The 19,949-nt window shown below is 53.0% G+C and carries 18 protein-coding genes; 9 read left to right on the forward strand and 9 right to left on the reverse strand.

Annotated features, from left to right (window positions below; genetic code table 11):
- Positions 1–52 precede the first annotated feature (52 nt).
- Both tag and F153LOC_RS20970 read left to right on the forward strand, forming a co-directional pair.
- The gene (tag, locus tag F153LOC_RS20965; RefSeq protein WP_102105012.1) at positions 53–634 is read left to right on the forward strand and encodes a DNA-3-methyladenine glycosylase I; all 582 of its coding nucleotides are present in this window, start codon (positions 53–55) and stop codon (positions 632–634) included.
- Positions 612–1,052, forward strand: a complete 441-nt coding sequence (locus F153LOC_RS20970) for an N-acetyltransferase (protein WP_102105013.1) — start codon at positions 612–614, stop codon at positions 1,050–1,052. The genes tag and F153LOC_RS20970 overlap by 23 nt, the downstream gene beginning before the upstream one ends.
- Here F153LOC_RS20970 and F153LOC_RS20975 read toward each other — a convergent pair.
- Positions 1,021–3,300 carry a molybdopterin guanine dinucleotide-containing S/N-oxide reductase gene (locus tag F153LOC_RS20975; RefSeq protein ID WP_233210365.1) on the reverse strand — a complete coding sequence of 760 codons (2,280 nt, stop codon included), beginning with the start codon at positions 3,298–3,300 and terminating at the stop codon, positions 1,021–1,023. The two genes, F153LOC_RS20970 and F153LOC_RS20975, sit on opposite strands and share 32 nt — an antisense overlap.
- Before the next feature lie 216 nt (positions 3,301–3,516).
- Between F153LOC_RS20975 and F153LOC_RS20980 the strand changes: the two genes are divergently transcribed.
- The 6 genes from F153LOC_RS20980 (at position 3,517) to ghrB (ending at position 9,433) form a co-directional block, all read left to right on the forward strand.
- Entirely contained in the window at positions 3,517–4,179 is a 663-nt protein-coding gene (locus tag F153LOC_RS20980; protein WP_100778124.1) for an OmpA family lipoprotein, read from the forward strand.
- Positions 4,180–4,277: 98 nt separating this feature from the next.
- The gene (locus F153LOC_RS20985; RefSeq protein WP_102105015.1) at positions 4,278–5,294 is read left to right on the forward strand and encodes a LacI family DNA-binding transcriptional regulator; all 1,017 of its coding nucleotides are present in this window, start codon (positions 4,278–4,280) and stop codon (positions 5,292–5,294) included.
- A gap of 101 nt (positions 5,295–5,395) precedes the next feature.
- The gene (locus F153LOC_RS20990) at positions 5,396–6,157 is read left to right on the forward strand and encodes a sugar phosphate isomerase/epimerase (protein ID WP_102105016.1); all 762 of its coding nucleotides are present in this window, start codon (positions 5,396–5,398) and stop codon (positions 6,155–6,157) included.
- On the forward strand, positions 6,150–7,088 hold the full coding sequence (locus tag F153LOC_RS20995; RefSeq protein ID WP_102105017.1) for a sugar kinase: 939 nt from the start codon (positions 6,150–6,152) through the stop codon (positions 7,086–7,088). Before F153LOC_RS20990 ends, F153LOC_RS20995 begins: the two co-directional genes overlap by 8 nt.
- 66 nt (positions 7,089–7,154) lie before the next feature.
- Positions 7,155–8,435: an MFS transporter gene (locus F153LOC_RS21000; protein WP_102105018.1), complete on the forward strand. Its 1,281-nt coding sequence runs from the start codon at positions 7,155–7,157 to the stop codon at positions 8,433–8,435.
- Between the two features lie 26 nt (positions 8,436–8,461).
- Positions 8,462–9,433: a glyoxylate/hydroxypyruvate reductase GhrB gene (gene ghrB, locus F153LOC_RS21005; RefSeq protein ID WP_102105019.1), complete on the forward strand. Its 972-nt coding sequence runs from the start codon at positions 8,462–8,464 to the stop codon at positions 9,431–9,433.
- Between the two features lie 71 nt (positions 9,434–9,504).
- Here ghrB and cspA read toward each other — a convergent pair whose 3' ends face one another.
- Both cspA and F153LOC_RS21015 read right to left on the reverse strand, forming a co-directional pair.
- A complete protein-coding gene (gene cspA, locus F153LOC_RS21010) occupies positions 9,505–9,717 on the reverse strand; it encodes an RNA chaperone/antiterminator CspA (protein ID WP_006177792.1) in 213 nt (70 codons plus the stop codon).
- Positions 9,718–9,962: 245 nt separating this feature from the next.
- The gene (locus tag F153LOC_RS21015; RefSeq protein ID WP_100778130.1) at positions 9,963–10,673 is read right to left on the reverse strand and encodes a DUF3053 domain-containing protein; all 711 of its coding nucleotides are present in this window, start codon (positions 10,671–10,673) and stop codon (positions 9,963–9,965) included.
- A 329-nt stretch (positions 10,674–11,002) separates the two neighbouring features.
- Between F153LOC_RS21015 and F153LOC_RS21020 the strand changes: the two genes are divergently transcribed.
- Complete coding sequence (locus F153LOC_RS21020; RefSeq protein ID WP_100778131.1) at positions 11,003–11,284, forward strand: HTH-type transcriptional regulator; 282 nt, start codon at positions 11,003–11,005, stop codon at positions 11,282–11,284.
- 42 nt (positions 11,285–11,326) lie between these two features.
- Here the strand turns inward: F153LOC_RS21020 and F153LOC_RS21025 are convergent, their stop codons facing one another.
- The 6 genes from F153LOC_RS21025 to F153LOC_RS21045 all read right to left on the reverse strand — a co-directional run bounded on the left by F153LOC_RS21025 (position 11,327) and on the right by F153LOC_RS21045 (position 19,829).
- Entirely contained in the window at positions 11,327–12,949 is a 1,623-nt protein-coding gene (locus F153LOC_RS21025; protein WP_102105020.1) for an ABC-F family ATP-binding cassette domain-containing protein, read from the reverse strand.
- A gap of 396 nt (positions 12,950–13,345) precedes the next feature.
- Positions 13,346–17,197 carry a S6 family peptidase gene (locus F153LOC_RS21030; protein ID WP_102105021.1) on the reverse strand — a complete coding sequence of 1,284 codons (3,852 nt, stop codon included), beginning with the start codon at positions 17,195–17,197 and terminating at the stop codon, positions 13,346–13,348.
- A 318-nt stretch (positions 17,198–17,515) separates the two neighbouring features.
- Positions 17,516–17,743, reverse strand: a complete 228-nt coding sequence (locus F153LOC_RS21570) for a hypothetical protein (RefSeq protein WP_146003482.1) — start codon at positions 17,741–17,743, stop codon at positions 17,516–17,518.
- 24 nt (positions 17,744–17,767) lie between these two features.
- Positions 17,768–18,436 carry a DUF2931 family protein gene (locus F153LOC_RS21035; RefSeq protein ID WP_102110580.1) on the reverse strand — a complete coding sequence of 223 codons (669 nt, stop codon included), beginning with the start codon at positions 18,434–18,436 and terminating at the stop codon, positions 17,768–17,770.
- A gap of 38 nt (positions 18,437–18,474) precedes the next feature.
- Complete coding sequence (locus tag F153LOC_RS21040) at positions 18,475–19,134, reverse strand: DUF2931 family protein (protein ID WP_102110581.1); 660 nt, start codon at positions 19,132–19,134, stop codon at positions 18,475–18,477.
- Positions 19,135–19,172: 38 nt separating this feature from the next.
- Positions 19,173–19,829: a DUF2931 family protein gene (locus tag F153LOC_RS21045; RefSeq protein ID WP_102105812.1), complete on the reverse strand. Its 657-nt coding sequence runs from the start codon at positions 19,827–19,829 to the stop codon at positions 19,173–19,175.
- Positions 19,830–19,949: the final 120 nt, after the last annotated feature.

The raw sequence follows: 19,949 nt of genomic DNA on the forward strand, positions 1-19,949 counted from the left end.
AAGCCAGGTGGGTTGATTTTTTTACGGGTTAAATCATTAAGGATGAAAACCAATGCAACGTTGCGGATGGGTAAGCCAGGATCAGCTCTATATCGACTATCACGATAAAGAATGGGGCGTGCCGGAGACCGACGGTAAAAAGCTCTTTGAGATGATCTGCCTGGAAGGCCAGCAGGCAGGTTTATCGTGGATTACGGTGCTAAAAAAACGGGAAAACTATCGCAACGCCTTCCATCAGTTCGATCCCGTTGCGGTGGCCGCCATGACTGAGGAAGACGTCGAACGGCTGGTGCTGGATGCCAGTATTATCCGGCATCGCGGGAAAATTCAGGCCATTATTGGCAACGCAAAAGCGTACCTGGCGATGGCCGAAAGTGGCGAGCCTTTCTCCGATTTTGTCTGGTCGTTTGTCGACAACACGCCGCAGGTGACACAGGCCGCGACGATGGGTGAAATCCCGACCTCCACGTCCGCCTCCGATGCCCTGTCTAAGGCACTGAAAAAGCGTGGTTTCAAATTTGTTGGCACCACGATTTGCTACTCATTTATGCAGGCCTGCGGTCTGGTGAACGATCATATCACGGGCTGTTTTTGCCACCCAGGAGGCCAACATGATTCGCAAATGGCAAAGTGAAAACACTGCGCCGCTGCTCAGTTTATGGCTTGAAAGCACCACCGAGGCGCACCCGTTTATCGACGCTCAATACTGGATAGAGAGTGAACCGCTGGTACGCGACACCTATCTCCCCGGTGCAGAAACCTGGGTATGGGAAGAGGAAGGCGAGGTGCGTGGTTTTATCAGCGTGATGGAGTCGCAGTTTATCGGCGCGCTCTTTGTCGCCACCGCTCATGCGGGGAGAGGGATCGGCCACGCGCTGATCCACCACGTGCAGCAGCAGTTCCCCTATCTCAGTCTTGAGGTTTACCAGAAAAACAGTCGGGCGGTGAATTTCTACCATGCTCAGGGTTTTCGCATTGAAGACAGCGCCTGGCAAGAAGAGACTCAACACCCGACGTGGATTATGAGCTGGCAGGCGGATCAAACGCCGTAAGCGTCAGCTCAGGGCCCTGATATTTCTCCACCCACGCCAGCGCCGTGTTCCCCGCGCACCCGTTCCCCAGCTTCGAGCTGGGGAGATCTTTGGTGAGCACGTTCACCGCGCCGTTTTTGCAAATCCCGCCTGCCGTGAGTTCCAGATCCGGCCACGCCCCCTGGTGGATACAGATCACGCCCGGTTTAATGCCCTCACTCACCACCGCCCCGGCCAGCACCTGCCCGCGAGCGTTCCAGACGCGCACCACATCGCCATTGGCAATTCCGCGCGCTTTCGCATCAAGGGTATGCAGCGTGATCGGCTCGCGTCCGGCCACGGCGTACTGTTCGCGCAGGGACGAATAGTTCAGCTGGCTGTGCAGACGGTGCGCCGGGTGCGCAGAGAGCACCTGCAACTGTGTTGGCTGCGCATTGCCGTGCCACTCATCCGGCTCCAGCCACATCGGGTGTGGTGGGCAGTCGGCATAGTTAAAGCTGGCGATACGTTGCGAGTAGATCTCAATTTTGCCGCTTTCGGTTTTCAGCGGATGAGATTGTGGGTCGCGGCGGAAGTCCGCGAAGCGAACAAACTGCGCGTTCTGCTCACTCTCCGGCATTTCGACGATCTCATTCGCTTCCCAGAACTGGGCAAACGGCGGCAATGTTACCCCCTGAGCGGCACCGCGCTGCGCGGCAATCTGGTAAAACGTCTCAAGCCACTCGAGATCGGATTTCCCTTCGGTGAAACGCTCGCGACCGCCCTCTTCCCAGCGTTCGCTCAGCTCCGCAAAAACCTCAAAGTCATCCCGGGCTTCATCGCGCGGCGCAACGACGCGCTTCATCGGCACCATGTGCTGATTGCTGTAGTCGCCGGTCATGGTGAGATCGTTACGCTCAAAGGAGGTGGTCGCTGGCAGAACGATATCGGCGTGTTTGGCTGCCGCCGTCCAGAAGCATTCGGAAATCACCACCAGCTCCGGCTTTTGCCAGGCGCGGATCAGTCGGTTGGTATCCTGATGATGGGTGAAGTTTGCACCGCCCGCCCACCAGACAAAACGGATATCCGGGAAGTGGCGATCCAGGCCGTTATGCTGGTAGAAACCACCGGGATTTTCCAGCGCTTCGACGATGCGCGCCACCGGGATTTTATCTACCGCATCAATTCCATCTTGCACGGAACCCTGCATCGAGGCCAGAACCGCAGCGCGACGGGTCGGGTTTCCGCCGTTAGCAAAGTGATACGACAAACCAAAGCCGCCGCCCGGCGTACCAATCTGGCCCAGCATCGCCGCCAGGGTCACCAGCATCCAGTGTTTCTGCTCGCCAAACTGCTGGCGCTGCATTCCCCAGCCGGACATCAGCATGGTGGTATTTTCGTGGAACAGTGCTGCCAGTTCGCGGATTTTCGCCGCATCAATGCCGCAAATGTCCGCCGCCCACTCGGCGGTTTTGGCGATTCCGTCGGTTTTGCCCGTCAGGTAGTCAGCGAATTTGTCATACCCGGTTGTGCAACGGGCGAGAAACGCCTGGTCGTGCCAGCCGTTTTCCACCAGCGTATGGGCGATACCCAGCATCATCGCGACGTCGGTCCCCATGTGCGGGGCTAGCCACTCGACGCTATCGCCGAAGAAATCGACGGTTTCGGAGCGCATCGGATCAATACAGATCAGGCGTTTACCGCTTTTACGCAGCGCATCGAAATAGGGAATCCCCTGCTCATCGCTCGCGTTCCACGCGATTTTGAGCGTGTTGAGTGGATTGGCGCTCCACAGCACCACCACATCCGTATGCTCCAGCACCAGCGGCCAGCTGGTCTGCTGCTGATAAACCTCATTTCCGCCGACAACGTACGGCATGATCGCCTGCGCCGCACCGGTTGAGTAATCACCGAGATGCCCGGTGTAGCCACCCGCCAGGCTCATATAGCGCTGCAGGAGCGTCGCCGCTTTGTGCAGCACACCGTTCGAACGCCAGCCATAAGAACCCGCAAATATAGACGCCGGGCCATGGGTCTCACGAATACGTTTGTGCTGCGTATGGATCAACGCCAGCGCATCATCCCAGCTCACCCGAACGAACTCATCCTGCCCGCGCGTACCCTGCGGATTATCCGGCGAGGCCAGAAAACCCTTACGCACCATCGGCCAGCGCACGCGAGTTTTGCTGTGCACCTGATCGCGCACCACAGTTTGTAACGAATTAGGGTGCTGCGTTGGCAGCGCCCCGCGCGAGGACAGGACATTCTCGCCATCGGTTTCAACCAGCATCGGGCCCCAGTGGGCGGCGGTCAGAATCGTTTTTATTGAAGTGGTCAAGCGTGCGCTCCTGGGTTTGTCTGTTGCAGGTATGACGGCCTTCTTTGAGGCTATTTAAGATTTGGACACAAATTTCAGAGTTAGCCCTGGAATTTTCTTCCTCTTAGGGCGTCATAATCAACCGCCACACGCTTCGTGGCAAAGAATAAAAAGGATTAAGGAAATAAGATGAATAAACGCGTACTTGTCATTGCGGCTCTGGTCAGTGGAGCACTGGCGGTTTCTGGCTGCACAACCAACCCTTACACCGGCGAACGTGAAGCGGGCAAATCCGGCATTGGCGCGGGTATTGGCTCATTGGTCGGCGCAGGCGTTGGCGCACTCTCTTCCTCGAAGAAAGATCGCGGCAAAGGCGCGCTGATCGGTGCTGCAGCGGGTGCCGCATTGGGCGGCGGCGTAGGATATTACATGGATGTGCAAGAAGCAAAACTGCGCGACAAAATGCAGGGAACGGGCGTGAGCGTGACGCGAAGTGGCGACAACATCATACTGAACATGCCAAACAACGTGACCTTCGATAGCAGCAGCGCAACGCTGAAACCGGCGGGAGCCAACACGCTGACCGGCGTGGCAACGGTGCTCAAAGAGTACAGCAAAACAGCCGTTAACGTTATTGGCTACACCGACAGCACCGGGAGCCAGGATCTGAACATGCGTCTGTCTCAGCAGCGCGCGGATTCCGTCGCCAGCTCGCTGATCACTCAGGGCGTTGCCGCAAACCGCATCCGCACCAGCGGCATGGGCCCGGCGAATCCAATTGCCAGCAACAGCACGGCAGAAGGCAAAGCGCAGAACCGCCGCGTTGAGATCACATTAAGCCCCATTCAGTAATTGAAATGCCGGGTGGCGGCTGCGCCATCCGGCATGAAGCGCTTGCCATCGTTGATTTTCCCGCTAAGGTGTTCTCACTAATCTTAAGGGAATCAGCGATGAGCAAATCAGCACGGCCCACCATCAGCGACGTGGCGAAAGCCGCCAAAACCGGAAAAACCAGTATTTCGCGCTATCTTAATGGCGAGAAACATCTGCTTTCCGACGCGCTGCTGGCCCGTATTGAACAAGCCATCGCCGAACTGGATTACCGCCCAAGCCTGATGGCTCGCGGCCTGAAGCATGGTCGCACTCGCCTCATCGGTCTGATCATTGCCGACATCACCAACCCCTACTCCGTCAACGTGCTCAGTGGCATCGAAGCCGCGTGCCGCGAAAAGGGCTTCACCCCGCTGGTGTGTAACACCAACAACGAAGTGGACCAGGAGCTGCACTACCTTGACCTGCTGCGCAGCTACCAGGTCGAAGGCATCGTGGTCAATGCCGTGGGGATGCGCGAAGAGGGGCTTAACCGCCTGCAACAGTCGTCCCTGCCGATGGTGCTGATTGATCGCAAAATCCCGGAATTCGCCTGCGACGTGGTAGGACTGGACAACACTCAGGCCGCCACAACGGCAACAGAGCACCTGATCGAGCAAGGTTTCGAAGCGATTTTGTTCATGAGCGAGCCGCTGGGCATGGTGAATACCCGCCGCGACCGTCTCAGCGCATTTCGCGCCACCCTGGCGCGTTATCCTGGCGTGATCGCCGAGAATGCCGAAATTCCGCTGCACGAAGCCGATCAACTGGATAATACCCTGCGCCAGTTCCATACCCGTCATCGCGGGATGCGCAAAGCGGTCATTTCCGCCAACGGCGCGCTCACGTTGCAGGTGGCCCGATCCCTCAAACGTATTGGCCTGAACTGGGGCAGCGATATTGGTCTGCTCGGATTCGACGAACTCGAATGGGCCGAGCTGGCAGGGGTTGGTATTACTACCCTCAAACAACCGACCTGGCAGATTGGCTACGCCGCCGTCGAGCAGGTGGTGCGCCGCATCGAAGGCATTACCGACACCGTGCGCGAGCAGGTCTTCTCCGGTGAGCTGATCGTACGCGGCTCGACGTCGCGTTAACCCCCTTCGTGATGACGATCATAAATTCAACATCCTGACCTTTTCTTTGGAACCGGTTCCATCTAGCGTAATACTTATCAGCTATGAATGGGAGTCAGCCAATGGGCAGGAAAATCATCGTCGTCACCGCCGCGTATGGCGCAGATCACGTCCGTCAGGTGGGCGGCCAGCGGGCCATATTACCGGTCATTGCCGCCGGGGGAGCCGACGGCGTCGAGATCCGCCGGGAGCTGTTTAATGATGAGGAGCTACAGGCGTTGCCGACATTGGCTCAGTCTATCGAACTGCTCGGTTTGTTCGCCTGTTACTCCGCCCCCGCCGCGTTACTGATGCCAGATGGCACACTGAACCCGGATCTGCCGCGCTATCTCGCAGAAGCCAGCACCCTCAACGCCCTGTGGCTGAAGGTCTCGCTGGGTCATTTCCGCGATAAACAGCCCCTTGTAGCCTTACGCGAACTGCTGCTGGAAAGCGGGATGACGCTGGTAGTGGAAAATGATCAGACCGACTGCGGACAGCTTGCGCCAATGCAGCGTTTCAAGGCGGCCTGCCGGGTGATGGAACTGCCTGTCACCCTCACCTTCGATACCGGAAACTGGCTGTGGGTTGGCGAATCGCCTGAAGAGGCCGCGCGCCATCTGGCTCCGGCGGTGAGCTATATCCATGTCAAAGCCGCTGTCCCGCATCACCAACACTTCCGCGCTATCCCACCGGATAACGCCGATGCCCGCTGGATGGATCTGCTGAACCAGCTTCCGGCCGACGCCCCTCGCGGCATTGAATTCCCGCTGGAAGGGCCAGATTTAGCGGCGGTCACCCGCCATTACGTCAATCTGCTGCGTGAGGAGACACGCCATGTCTGATTCTCTGGACGTCATCACCATCGGTGAAGCCATGGCCATGTTTGTGGCCACGGAAACGGGCGAGCTGCGCTCGGTTGAACACTTTATCAAACGCGTTGCCGGCGCAGAGCTGAACGTAGCAACCGGCCTGGCGCGCCTGGGACTCAACGTTGGCTGGGTCAGCCGCGTGGGCGACGACAGTTTTGGCCACTTTGTGTTGGATTCGCTGAAAAAAGAGGGGATCGACGCGGCGGGCGTCACTCTCGACAACCGTTTCGCGACCGGCTTTCAGCTCAAATCTAAAGTCGAAAATGGAACCGATCCCATTGTGGAGTATTTCCGCAAAGGTTCCGCCGCCAGCCATCTTTCCACGCAAGATTTTCATCCTGCTTACTTCTCTTCAGCGCGGCATCTGCATTTAAGTGGCGTCGCAGCGGCGCTATCGGCCAGCTCATACGATCTGCTCGATCACGCGGCCAGTACCCTGAAAGCCCAGGGTAAGACGATCTCTTTCGATCCGAACCTGCGCCCGGTGCTGTGGAAAAGCGAAGCCGAGATGGTTGAAAAGCTCAATCACCTGGCCTTCCAGGCAAACTGGGTTCTGCCCGGTCTTAAAGAAGGCATGATCCTCACCGGGCAGAAAACCCCGGAAGGGATCGCCGATTTTTATCTGGCGCACGGCGTGCAGGCCGTGGTGCTGAAAACTGGCGCTGACGGAGCCTGGTTCAAAACCGCCAGCGGCGACAAAGGTGCTGTCGCTGCGGTGAAAGTCGATAACGTTGTCGACACCGTCGGCGCAGGAGATGGATTCGCAGTCGGGGTGATTAGCGCCCTGCTGGAAGGCAAAACGCTACAACAGGCCGTCGCACGCGGGAATAAGATCGGATCGCTGGCCATTCAGGTGCAAGGCGACAGCGAAGGATTGCCGACCCGCGCACAACTGTCCGAGTAACAATAATCAGCCACCGTGTACCCTACAGACAACGGCGGTATAAACCTCAACAACAGAGGCAAGCCCATGAACACATCGACCAATGCAGTTAAACGCTGGTGGTACATCATGCCTATCGTGTTTATCACGTACAGCCTGGCGTACCTTGATCGCGCGAACTTCAGCTTCGCGTCTGCCGCAGGGATCACCGAAGATTTGGGGATCACCAAAGGCGTCTCGTCCCTGTTAGGCGCCCTGTTCTTCCTTGGCTATTTCTTCTTCCAGATCCCTGGAGCGATTTACGCCGAGCGCCGCAGCGTGCGCAAACTGATCTTTGTCTGCCTGATTTTGTGGGGCGCCTGCGCATCCCTCACCGGGATGGTCAATAATATCCCGGCTCTGGCCGCCATTCGCTTTATTCTCGGCGTCGTCGAAGCGGCCGTGATGCCTGCGATGCTGATTTACATCAGCAACTGGTTTACCAAATCTGAACGCTCACGCGCCAATACGTTCCTGATCCTCGGTAACCCGGTGACGGTACTGTGGATGTCCGTGGTTTCGGGTTATCTGATTCAGTCATTCGGCTGGCGTCACATGTTCATCATCGAAGGATTCCCGGCGATCATCTGGGCATTCTGCTGGTTGGTGCTGGTGAAAGATAAACCGTCGCAGGCGACCTGGCTTTCCACCAGTGAAAAAGCCGCGCTGCAGGCCGAGCTGGATAAAGAACAGCAGGGGCTGAAAGCGGTGCGTAACTACGGTGAGGCTTTCCGTTCGCGCAACGTTATCCTGCTGTGTATGCAATATTTCGCGTGGAGCATCGGGGTGTACGGTTTTGTGCTGTGGCTGCCGTCGATTATTCGCAGCGGCGGCGAAAACCTCGGCATGGTGGAAGTGGGCTGGCTGTCATCGGTGCCGTATCTGGCGGCAACGATCGCGATGATCGTGGTGTCGTGGGCCTCGGATAAGCTGCAAAACCGTAAATTATTCGTCTGGCCGCTGCTGTTGATTGCCGCGTTCGCCTTTATCGGTTCATGGGCGGTAGGCGCAAATCACTTCTGGGTCTCTTACACGCTGCTGGTGATCGCTGGCGCGGCCATGTACGCGCCATATGGTCCGTTCTTTGCCATCATCCCGGAAATGCTACCGCGTAACGTAGCCGGTGGCGCGATGGCGCTGATCAACAGCATGGGAGCGTTAGGTTCGTTCTTCGGCTCGTGGTTTGTTGGCTATCTCAACGGCGCCACCGGCAGCCCGTCGGCCTCGTACATATTTATGGGGGTGGCACTTTTCGCTTCAGTGTGGCTTACTTTGATTGTTAAGCCTGCTAATAATCAACAAATTCCTGCTGGCGCACGTCACGCCTGAACCTTTTAAAATCAACGGAGATTAGCATGAAGCCGTCCGTCATTTTGTATAAAGCACTGCCCGACGATCTACACAAACGTCTTGAGGAACATTTCACCGTCACGCAGGTGAAAAACCTGAGCCAGGAGACCGTGGCGCAGCACGCGGAAGCCTTTGCCAGCGCGGAGGGGCTGCTGGGCTCAAGCGAAAAAGTGGATAGCGCATTGCTGGAGAAAATGCCGAAGCTTCGTGCGACTTCGACGATCTCTGTCGGCTACGACAACTTTGACGTCGAGGCGCTTAACGCACGCAATGTTCTGCTGATGCACACGCCAACCGCACTCACCGAGACGGTTGCGGATACGCTGATGGCGCTGGTGTTGAGCACCGCTCGTCGCGTTGTGGAAGTGGCTGAGCGCGTGAAAGCAGGCGAATGGACTAAAAGCATCGGTCCCGACTGGTTTGGTGTGGACGTTCACGGCAAAACGCTGGGGATTGTCGGCATGGGCCGGATCGGGCTGGCGCTGGCTCAGCGCGCGCATTTCGGCTTTAACATGCCGATTCTCTACAATGCACGCCGTCAGCATAAAGAAGCTGAAGAGCGTTTCAATGGCCGTTACTGTGAGTTAGATACGCTGCTGCAGGAAGCGGATTATGTCTGCCTGATCCTGCCGCTGACGGATGAGACGCATCATCTTATCGGTAAAGCTGAGTTTGAGAAAATGAAAAAAACGGCCATTTTCATCAACGCAGGCCGTGGGCCAGTGGTGGATGAGAAGGCGTTGATTGAAGCCTTGCAACAGGGTGAGATCCACGCGGCGGGTCTGGATGTGTTCGAGCAGGAGCCGCTGCCGATTGATTCGCCGCTGCTGACATTACCAAACGTGGTTGCGCTGCCGCATATCGGTTCGGCCACTCATGAGACGCGATACAATATGGCTTCCACGGCGGTGGATAACCTGATCGATGCGCTGAACGGGAAAGTTGAGAAGAACTGCGTGAACCCGCAGGTAAAATAATCACAAAGCCTGAAACGAAAAAAACCCGCCAGAGGCGGGTTTTTAAATTCTTGTGCTGCTGAGTTGGAAGCTTACAGGCTTACAACGTTACCAGCTGCTGGGCCTTTAGCGCCGCTTTCGATGGTGAAGGAAACTTTCTGACCTTCGTCCAAAGATTTGTAGCCTTCGTTCTGGATAGCAGAGAAGTGTACGAATACATCTTTAGAGCCATCGTCAGGAGTGATGAAGCCGAAGCCTTTATCAGCGTTGAACCATTTTACCAGACCAGTCATTTTACCAGACATAGAAATTACCTTTTTAAAATACGTTTTGCCTTCCGGCGCGATGATGGAATGTGTTACAGATTTTTAAGCGATGAAGGAAGGGTCACTACGAAGGTATCTTTGGATAACTCATCTGGACTACTTAACTAAACTGCTTTAGGTCTGTGTAACAAACCGACAGGAATAGTTATACCGATGTGGTAGATGAATGACAAGCATTATTTTTATCAGCTTGTAAAAAACCCCGCACCAGGCGGGGTTTTCTTTTATTCCGTCGCGGTGACTGCCGCGCTCCACGCCTGGCTAAAGGCCTGGTGCTGAGAGGCAAGCGGCCCAATCAGCGTGTTGTACTGGCTGGCTTGCTGAGACGTTGGGAACTGAATGCCGTTAGAGACAAAGCTCACCTGCGTCCCCTGCTGGGAGATAAAATCGCCCACCTGCACCAGCTGCTGGCTAAAGATCTGCGCGGCTGGGATCAGCGGCTGCATCGCATCTGATGGTTTGGTGACAACTTTCTCGTACACCTGATCAAACACAGGTTTCAGATCTTCACCCTGTTTCAGCGCAGAACGCGCCGCATCAGCCTGCATTTTCGCATTCTGTAGCTGCTGGCTCAGCACCCCGAGCGCACCATTAGACTGGCGCAACGGTTCACGCTGAGTCATATAGTCCTGTGGAACGCGGATTGCGTTAACGCTGTCCACAACCGGACGCAAACCGGAGTCCATCGCCTGATTCACCTGCTGTGAATAACCATAAAGGATGGCGTAATCGGAAACGAAGGGACCAAACTGTTTTTTCTGATCCGCAGTCAGCGTCGGCAGATGCTCGCCACTGCGCATCACGGTATTTTGTAGAAAATCGATAAACGCTTTACGCTGATCGCCTTCTTTATCGAAACACCCACTCAGGCTAACTACCATCAACAACGCCGCAATAGGCGCAAACCAGCGAGAGCAGGACTTTCCTGTCGCCATTTTAATACTCCTTTCACCCAAAAAACGCACACCGGCACACGCGTGCCCGACGCTGATTAGGATAGTCCAGGTCAGGCCGTCAGGATACTCTTTTCATGCAAAACGGCTATTGCCGGTTTATTTCTTACGATTTACAAAAAAATACTGCGCAAAGCCTGTTTCGATTAATCAGGCAATTAGCGTCACGCTCTCTTTTGCTGAAACGAATAAGGCGATCGTTACCGCACGATTAATCACAGACGTGACAATCTTTTGCACTCTTTTGAGGCTATCCTTAATTGGCTCTCTGATGTTCACGATCCCGCTGTGTGATTTAAGAGGAGTTCTTAATGGAATCTAAAGATCCTATGCTTGAGCTGTTAAGCAGCCTGGAACAAATTGTTTTTAAAGATTTATCGCAGACCGTTACCCCGTCCCAAAAGACGAATCCCTTTACTGAATTTGAGCGATTACGCAAAGGGACAGGGTTAAAAATTGATGATTTCGCCCGAGAGATGGGCGTCAGTGTGGCCTTGGTCCATGAGTGGGAATCAAAACGTGTAAAACCCTCCACGACCGAGCTGAAACTGATGCGCATGATTCAGGTCGCTCGAACAGTCAGTACGCAGTAAGACGTTCATCTTATCGCCCCCGCAATTGCGGGGGTTTGTATTCTAGAGCCGTTCACAACACCATCCTTTCTCATCCCACACCATCTCATGGGTCAGCTGGAGTCCATTAAGGAAAGCCTGATCGTGGGACACCACCAGCAGCGCACCGGGAAAACCGGCCAGCGCCGCTTCAATCGCCTGTACAGACGCCAAATCCAGATGGTTCGTCGGTTCATCCAGCAGCAGCAGTTGAGTAGCCTCTTCCCGCCAAAGGACGCACGCCAACGCCGCTTTCAGACGCTCGCCGCCGCTCAGCTCCCTCAGCGGCAGGGAGACTTTATCCGCACCCAATTGAAGCTGCGCCAGACGACTGCGCAGCACGCCCTCTTCCAGCGGCGTGTCATGCAGGTTGAGATGCGTCATGACGGACTGTGTAAGATCCAGCTGCGACAGGTGCTGATCGAGATACGCACTTTGCACCGACACGCGACAGGTTCCTGAAACAGGTTCCAGCTCACCGAGAATAATCTTCAATAATGTCGATTTCCCGCAGCCGTTTGGCCCGCGTAGCGCCACGCGCATCGGACCGTCCATGCGCCAGTTAACAGGGGGCATGTTCACGTACGGAAGAACCAGCTCCTGCAGGACGATCGCCTGTTTGCCCTCGGCAATGCGACTGCCCGGCAGGGTAAACATCACCGGATTCTCTTCCTCCACCCGCTCACGCGCCTGTTTTACGGCAGTATTCAGGGCGTCAGTTTGTTCATGATGCTGCTTGCGCCACGTACCGGGCCGCTCTTTCGCCGCCATTTTATATTTAATCCGTTCAAAGGAGGCGATGTTCATGGAATCAACCGTGCGCAGCGTTTGCGCCGACCGCCGCTGGCTGGCGTCATGCTCTTTGTGCATACGGGCGCGGGTGCGTTTGCGCTCTGTGGCAGCATGGTCCAGCGCCGCACGCGCCGCCTGCTGTTCGGCATCCCGCTGGCGTTGATAGTCGTCGTAATTGCCGCCATAAACGCGCAGCCCGGTACCGCTAAGTTCCAGTATGCGCGGCACCAGCGCCAGTAATTCGCGATCGTGAGTCGCGACCATCACGCCGCAGCCACAACGCGCGAGCTGGGCGTAAAACCATTCACGCCCCTGCCTGTCGAGGTGGTTCGTCGGCTCATCAAGCAGCAGATAATCGGCATTAGCGGTAAAAGCCCCGCACAGCAAAGCCCGCACGCGTTCGCCGCCGCTAAGGGAAGACGCGAGGTTTTCGGGATCAAAAGGAGGAAGATTGGCCGTGAGAAACGCTGCGGTTAACCGTTCAGCTAAGTCCCAGTAACCGTCGAGACGTTCCAGATCGTCTGGCTGATAGTCACCGCTGTCGATGCGTCGGCGGGCCGCGAAGATGTCGTCGTAGCCAAGCAGTTCCGCCAGGGTGGTCTGCGCAGAAATATCATGCTGCTGCGCGACGTAAACATGCGACGCGCGACGCTCGATATGACCACTCGTCGGTGAGTCCAGCCCGGCCAGCAGACGTAACAGGCGTGTTTTGCCGCTGCCGTTACGCCCGACCAGCGCACAAAGCGACGGTTCCAGCGCTAAATTCAGCGGACCCAAAAGGGTATCGCCCGTCGCAAACTGACAGGTGACCTGATGCAAAATAAAAGAGGGGGATTGCGCACAAAAATGAGCCATAAGCACTCCTGAATGAAATCAAAACATCCCCTGCCGACGCACAAGCGTTTAGCAAGGATCGAAATTCATCAGTCGTGATTGTTCATTTTTCGTTATGTGCTCCAGAAATGACGAGGGGTTCGTCGCGACAAAGGATAGCCGCATTTGGGCCTGCAGTTCAAGGTTAAATATTAAGCAGCGCTTGATAGCAAAGTCATTTTTAAGTGTTGGGATTAACCTCTCCGATGGGGAATTAAAACATGACGTACGGGAGGCGGCCACTCTGGCGATAACTTAAAACCTCGACTGTACGCACTCCGACCCACGTCCAAAAAAACCCGCCGAAAGGCGGGTTGTGTCGATGACTCGCATCAGGCTAACCTGGCAGCGTGATGATATGGCATTAATAACATTCGATTAGAAGGTCACTCTTACGCCAACATTGCCCTGCCACGAACTGATCCCTTCATCGTTGCTGCTTAGCCTCTGCTGATACTGGAAACCCGTATTAATCGAAATGAGCGGTGTTACCTCACTGATAATGCCAACATCAATACTCGCTGAACTGCCCGGTTTTCCCATGTCAAACGTCGATGACACGGCATGATTTCTCGCGCTACCAATCCATACATCTGGTGTATTACTGAAATCTTTGGTCAGATAAGCGTTGGCATACAGCATCATGTTACCTATCGCGCTATTTCGAAGTTTGTAGCGATAACGCGCCCCCGCCTGGCCAGTCGGACGGACAATATTGCCATAGTGAACTTCATTGCCGTCGATATCGGTAAAATCATCCACCTTTAATACCTGGACACCCGCCCCGAGCACCGGAGCGATTTCATGTTCATCCAAGGTAAACGGATAGCTGGTTTCCAGCGTGCTACTCCAGGAATAAGCATCGATATCGGCTACTTTCCCACGCGCATCAGTCGACACATCGCCATCGTATTTCGTGACGTCTGCACCAAAATCGAATGTCCAGCCACTCTGGTGACGGAAGGTAAGCAGTGATGTCAGGCCATAGGTCGTATAATTGCCTTCGCTGTTACCGTCTTTGGCATCTGGCGTCACGGTTAAATCGGCGTTAGAAATAGCCATATTCCACGTCAGATATTGCTCGTCGTTACCCAGGTGCATCACTTTCCCACCCAGCAACCAGCCTTGCTCTTTATTCGTATAATCATAACCGTAGTCAGTAAATCCTAACGATGAATGATAGCGATCCTCACCATTGATGTACTCGATCCAGACGGGATAATGCTCGCTCTCTTTCCCTGCCAGGGTCGAGGTTTGCGCCAAATTATGGAAAGTCTGATTTACCCGGCTGTTATAACTTAATAGCGCTGAGGGCAGCGACAAGTAGGACGGAACTTGCGGTACCACGGCCAGCCTGCCCGGTTTGACTGGGTCAACGGGGTCTGGCGTTACGTTGCCAGGCTCGTCTGGAATGGGATCCGGGATCGGGTCTGTGTCCGGAGCCGGTGTAGGGTCTGGAATCGGGTCCGTGTCAGGAGCCGGGTCAGGATCTGGAATCGGGTCTGTGTCCGGAGTCGTGTCGGGATCTGGAATCGGGTCAGGGTCCGGAATCGGGTCAGGGTCCGGAATCGGGTCCGGATCGGGAGTTACGGGTTCATCACCCTCAGTCAAATAGCGACTTTCCAGACGATAATCCCAGTACTGATTACCCGTACCACTCACCAGCCGCCCCTCTTCATCACTTTTTCCTGGTGCAAATGCATAGAGAGAATACTGCCAGGGACCATTTGCAACGTAACCGTGTTCCAGCTCAAAACTACCTTTAGTCGATGTCCCCCCAACCTGCACAAGGGAAATACCTTCGGTCGAGCCTGCGATTCCGCTGCCATTAACGTCCGTCATGTAACCATCACCGGACAAATCAACATGTATCGTAACGGCATTCGCCGTATCAACATTTCCTGAAATCAATAAGGTGTCGCTGACTTGTTGCTGCTCATCCATATGGCTACGCAAAAACAGGTGGGTATCATTCCCGGCCACAAAATCACCTTTAACGGTTTGAGATGCAGCCGTAAAATTCGTGGCCAATAACACGCCTGAATTTGACTCAGTAAAGGGACGTAGAGTGACGTAATCGCCCAGCGTAAGATTATTAACGGCGGCATTTCCCGTCAGCGTAGTACCATCAAACAGCTTCATATCAGAATCGACGCTACCCGCAAAATTCAGCGTCCCTTCATATACACTCACCCCTCCAGTCAGGCTATTTTCACCCGTCCAGAACAAGGTATCGCTGCCGTATTTTTCTAACGAACCGTCCCCTGTAATGCTGCCATTAAGCCAGCTGTCCGCTGAACCATCGGTGCTCGACAGTGCTGATGGATCATTGTCGACAACCAGTTTCGCCGACTTAGCAATTTCAATATCACCGACGAAATGTGTTTTGCCGGTCATTAACATATCGGCGCATTCAGCAAGTGCCACCCGACCATTTAGCGAAGCATGTTCATTGAGAATGAAATGCGCATCGCTTTCAACCTGGAGATGATTGACGAAGTAACTTTCGCTGATCCAATCATCGCTGAACACAATACCAGCGGCATGGGGCGTTGGGCGTCCACTGAAGATTGCGGTTCCACCCTGCAGCGTCATATCGTTAATTTCAGCTCCACCGGCAAAGTTCCAGCTGTTCGCTCCCACCGGAGCAAAGTTAACGTTGAGTGCATCCGGGTGTTCCGCTGAGCCTAAGTGACCAACAAAAGCCTGCGTACTGGTATTGTTCAACGTGAGCGTCGATGGGTTGGCATCATTAGTGTTAGCGATAATGGCTCCCGAATCGTTATGATTGATCTCCGCGAAGGACATATCGTAGCCATTGAGATCAAGCATCCCGCCGCGCGTACCAAAAAAGATCTTATCCCCTGTAATTTGGTCCTCATCACCAAGCTGTACAACGGGACGGCCACTCACTAACGTGATCGAGGAAAACGCCTGACGCTGATTATTCTGATCAGCCTGTTGCGCCAGTACCACGGTACCGTCACCCACTCTCAATCCACCGCCGTTAACGCCTGTGGCATTAACATACAGCGTACCTTCGCCAATTTTGTGGAGGTTATCGCCCTCAAGTCCATTCACTTCCCAGTCAACGGTTTTCCCGGCGTCCACTTCAATACCACCGCCAACCCAGGTTGCGTTTTTATCTGCCGCTGATACGACACGATAATCATTGGAAAACTGAAGTTTCCCGGCACCAAGATTCACCGACGAATCCAGCACAATAAGCCCACCTTCTCCATTGAAACGTAGGTCATGTGTCGTGTTCAATTCATCATTGGTCGCCTGGGTAGGCAACGCATACTCCAGACCGTGCCATTGCCATTGCGAATTTCCCTGGGTTAATCCTGTAGCACCCCAATGGATATCGCCATCAGCAGAAATATCAGTGACATCAGGATCCGTGGTTGCAGCTATTACGGATTGCAGAAATGCGGTCTGTAGATCAAGTGCATAGCTGACAAACTGATAGGGTACCGAGCCAGAGAAAGAAGTAGCAACACCATATAATTTCCACTGTTTCTCGAGACTGTCATAAACAAACAGTGGGCTTCCGCTGTCACCTGCTTTTACCGCACTACTAAACGGCTGAACGCGTGAATCCGTTGGGCCATAATCGGTCCATCTTAGCCTCCAGTTTTCAAAAACAGGGTCAACGATAGTCCCGACGCTTTTCCATTTATAAGCCGAGGCATATTGATGCTCCTTTTGCGTTGAGGCATCCACCTGGCTTTGAGTCCCTGAACCCACACGGGCAAAATATTTATATCTCTCATGGTCTTTACGCGCATCATTGGGTACGACCATAGGTGCAGGCGCTGCATCAGTAACAACTTTATTTAAGCGCGGAGCATGAAAGTCCTTTCCTGAAGGGTCCTCATTTCTGCTGATAATTTTATAGCTATAAGAGTATTTCGCAGCATTTCCATATTTGACTGACTTATAGCCGCCATTGTGGGCAACGCTGACAATATGAGAAGGCGAGACCAGCGTCGCAACAGCCGTGTCATCCGTCGAACTAAAATCGGGAATGGGAAAATTAAGTAATCCGGCAGAGGTTCCATCCGTTTTAAAAACTTCGATGTTTTCAGCTCCCGGGGTATATTTCCCCAAGTTTTCAGCGAAGTCCCGATAGTCCTGTACTGATACATCTTCTCGCATCAAACCTGCATGTGTATTAAAAATTGAGCACGAGATAAGGGTGGTGAGCAAACTTGGTTTCCATGCCATTTTAAATCCTTGACCATCATTCAAAAACCGAAAATTATCATTACAAGGATTAAAACGTACAAATAGCCAGAAGTATATATATCCAATTACAGGATGTAATATTCAGACAATAATAAAAATGGTTCAACCATTTGATGTAAAGGTAAAAAAGCAATTGCTTATATTTTCTTAAAGAGTCTTTTTTAAAATATAAGCTATTACAACTATGATATCGCAGATTTATATGCATCTTCGTATTAAGAGATGAACTTATTGACGGCTATTATGTAGTGACTTCCGCGTTCGACTGCATGAATGTTTATTCGCCATAAAAAACGATTAATTGAGCAGCGAAATATCCGCCACGCGCAATAACACAGACGCCATTGTCACTGCGATCACTTCTGGCTCTTTCATGGGAGTGTCGTTGACACGTCCGGTGAGCGGTTCATCGGAGTTCGCCAGAATGCTGGAAACACATTTGTTAAAGCAGCCTACGCAGACATGGCTTCCATGTGTATGGAATGTGGAACCGCCGTCATCCGCATATCTTAATCTACCATCCATGGTGTTAAACGTGAGTTCACAGCCTCACCAGTTGCCGTAAGGGTAGGATTTGCCTTTGATGAAGTCTTTAGTATCCTGATCGTATCCCTCCGGAATTTTGTAAGACATATCAAGTCGACTTATCCCTTTACATCCCTCAAGTTTATCGCCTGACAGCGTTGTGATTTTTTTAGGTTCTACCGGCAGGTTGTCGCCCCCGCCACTGTTTTGTAACCAGACTTTGACCTTACCCTCGGGAGCCAGACCAAAAAGAATTGTACTGTACCAGGCCTCCTTACCAAGCCAGTCCAAGCCGGTTGAGGTGTTCATTTGTTCCCTCATGGACGCCGGGAAAATAATACGCGTTTCATAGGTTTTTTTATCGATAATAGAATCCCAGCAAAAAAGCATAGCCACCGGTGGATGGCGCGCTTTGTTAAATTGCGCGAAATTCATGTAGCGGTTATTCCATAACCCGATGCTTGAAGCATTATCCTCAACCCGATCAAGCGTTCTAAATGAGTAGAGAACTTTTTTATCATCGATGATGCCAACATAATTGACAAAAGCCGGAAGCGCTTTCGGCGTAAAAAACACAAATCCCCATAGCCCATAAGGCATTTCACCGGTTTCTTCCGGGGTTATATATCCAGCCGAGTGGCAGCCTGCAATTGCAAGTAAGAGTGAAAGAAAGAACCGTTTGCCAGATTTCATTTATTGCCATCCATGGTGTTAAACGTGAGTTTCTAGCCTCACCAGTTGCCGTAAGGGTAGGTTTTGCCTTTGATAAATTCCTGCGTCGTCTTCGAATACCGATACCCTTTTGAATGTTTGGTGATGCCTTTGCAACCATCCAGTTTGTCGCCTGACAGCGTTGTGATTTTTTTAGGCTCTACTGGGATAGTCCCATTACCCCCAACAGTATTTTGCAACCAGACCTTTACCTTCCCCCCAGGCGCAAGCCCAAACAATAGAGTGTCATACCATGCTTTTTCGCCATAGCGATCAACTCCTGTCGAAACACTCATTCTGCTCCTAAGTGATTCAGGAAATATAATGCGCGTTTCATACGTTTTTTTATCGATTGTTGAGTCCCAGCAAAACAGCATAGCGACAGGGGGATGGCGGGCTTTGTTGAATTGTGCATGCCGTCTTACCTTATTACTCCATGTGCCAACTGTGACCCAGCTATCCTGGGTACTGTCCAGCGTTCTGAATGAGTAGAGAATATTTTTATCATCGATAATGCCGACATATGTCACGAGGGCCGGAAGTGCTTTCGGCGTAAAAAATGCAAACTCCCATAGCCCATAAGGCATTTCACCGGTTTCTTCCGGAGTTAGAGATCCAGCCGAGTGGCAGCCTGCAACTACAAGTAAGAGTAAAAGAAAAACCCGTTTGCCAGATTTCATTTATTGCCATCCATGGAGTTAAACGTGAGTTCACAGCCTCACCAGTTGCCGTAAGGGTAGGTTTTGTCTTTGATAAATTCCTGCGTCGTCTTCGAATAACGATATCCTTTTGAATGTTTAGTAATGCCTTTGCAACCATCCAGTTTATCGCCTGACAGCGTTGTGATTTTTTTAGGCTCTACTGGCAGGTTGTCTCCCCCGCCACTGTTTTGTAACCAGACTTTGACCTTACCCTCGGGAGCCAGACCAAACAGAATGGTACTGTACCAGGCCTCCTTACCAAGCCAGTCGAGGCCCGTTGAGGTGTTCATTTGTTCCCTCATAGACGCCGGGAAAATAATATGCGTCTCGTAGGTTTTTTTATCGATAATAGAATCCCAGCAAAAAAGCATGGCCACCGGTGGATGGCGAGCTTTGTTAAATTGCGCGAAACGCATATAGCGATTATCCCAATGGCCTATGCTCGAAAGGTCTTCTTGAACCCAATCAAGCGTTCTGAAAGAGTAGAGAATATTTTTATCATCAATAATGCCAACATAAGTTACGAGGGCCGGGAGCGCTTTCGGCGTAAAAAATGCAAAGCCCCATAGTCCATAAGGCATCTCACCGGTTTCTTCCGGAGTTATAGATCCGGCTGAGTGGCAGCCTGCAACCGCAAGCAAGAGTGAAAGAAAGAAACGTTTGCCAAATTTCATTTATTGCCATCCATGGTGTTAAACGTGAGTTTCTAGCCTCACCAGTTGCCGTAAGGGTAGGTTTTGCCTTTGATAAATTCCTGCGTCGTCTTCGAATACCGATACCCTTTTGAATGTTTG

The organism is Lelliottia sp. F153, from assembly GCF_002870005.1.
In the GTDB taxonomy this organism is placed as follows: Bacteria; Pseudomonadota; Gammaproteobacteria; order Enterobacterales; family Enterobacteriaceae; genus Enterobacter; species Enterobacter nimipressuralis.

Coding starts and splice junctions, on each gene's coding strand:
- tag (WP_102105012.1), top strand. CDS start 53: ATGCAACGTTGCGGATGGGTAAGCCAGGATCAGCTCTATATCGACTAT.
- F153LOC_RS20970 (WP_102105013.1), top strand. CDS start 612: ATGATTCGCAAATGGCAAAGTGAAAACACTGCGCCGCTGCTCAGTTTA.
- F153LOC_RS20975 (WP_233210365.1), bottom strand. CDS start 3,300: ATGCTGGTTGAAACCGATGGCGAGAATGTCCTGTCCTCGCGCGGGGCG.
- F153LOC_RS20980 (WP_100778124.1), top strand. CDS start 3,517: ATGAATAAACGCGTACTTGTCATTGCGGCTCTGGTCAGTGGAGCACTG.
- F153LOC_RS20985 (WP_102105015.1), top strand. CDS start 4,278: ATGAGCAAATCAGCACGGCCCACCATCAGCGACGTGGCGAAAGCCGCC.
- F153LOC_RS20990 (WP_102105016.1), top strand. CDS start 5,396: ATGGGCAGGAAAATCATCGTCGTCACCGCCGCGTATGGCGCAGATCAC.
- F153LOC_RS20995 (WP_102105017.1), top strand. CDS start 6,150: ATGTCTGATTCTCTGGACGTCATCACCATCGGTGAAGCCATGGCCATG.
- F153LOC_RS21000 (WP_102105018.1), top strand. CDS start 7,155: ATGAACACATCGACCAATGCAGTTAAACGCTGGTGGTACATCATGCCT.
- ghrB (WP_102105019.1), top strand. CDS start 8,462: ATGAAGCCGTCCGTCATTTTGTATAAAGCACTGCCCGACGATCTACAC.
- cspA (WP_006177792.1), bottom strand. CDS start 9,717: ATGTCTGGTAAAATGACTGGTCTGGTAAAATGGTTCAACGCTGATAAA.
- F153LOC_RS21015 (WP_100778130.1), bottom strand. CDS start 10,673: ATGGCGACAGGAAAGTCCTGCTCTCGCTGGTTTGCGCCTATTGCGGCG.
- F153LOC_RS21020 (WP_100778131.1), top strand. CDS start 11,003: ATGGAATCTAAAGATCCTATGCTTGAGCTGTTAAGCAGCCTGGAACAA.
- F153LOC_RS21025 (WP_102105020.1), bottom strand. CDS start 12,949: ATGGCTCATTTTTGTGCGCAATCCCCCTCTTTTATTTTGCATCAGGTC.
- F153LOC_RS21030 (WP_102105021.1), bottom strand. CDS start 17,197: ATGGCATGGAAACCAAGTTTGCTCACCACCCTTATCTCGTGCTCAATT.
- F153LOC_RS21570 (WP_146003482.1), bottom strand. CDS start 17,743: ATGGATGGTAGATTAAGATATGCGGATGACGGCGGTTCCACATTCCAT.
- F153LOC_RS21035 (WP_102110580.1), bottom strand. CDS start 18,436: ATGAAATCTGGCAAACGGTTCTTTCTTTCACTCTTACTTGCAATTGCA.
- F153LOC_RS21040 (WP_102110581.1), bottom strand. CDS start 19,134: ATGAAATCTGGCAAACGGGTTTTTCTTTTACTCTTACTTGTAGTTGCA.
- F153LOC_RS21045 (WP_102105812.1), bottom strand. CDS start 19,829: ATGAAATTTGGCAAACGTTTCTTTCTTTCACTCTTGCTTGCGGTTGCA.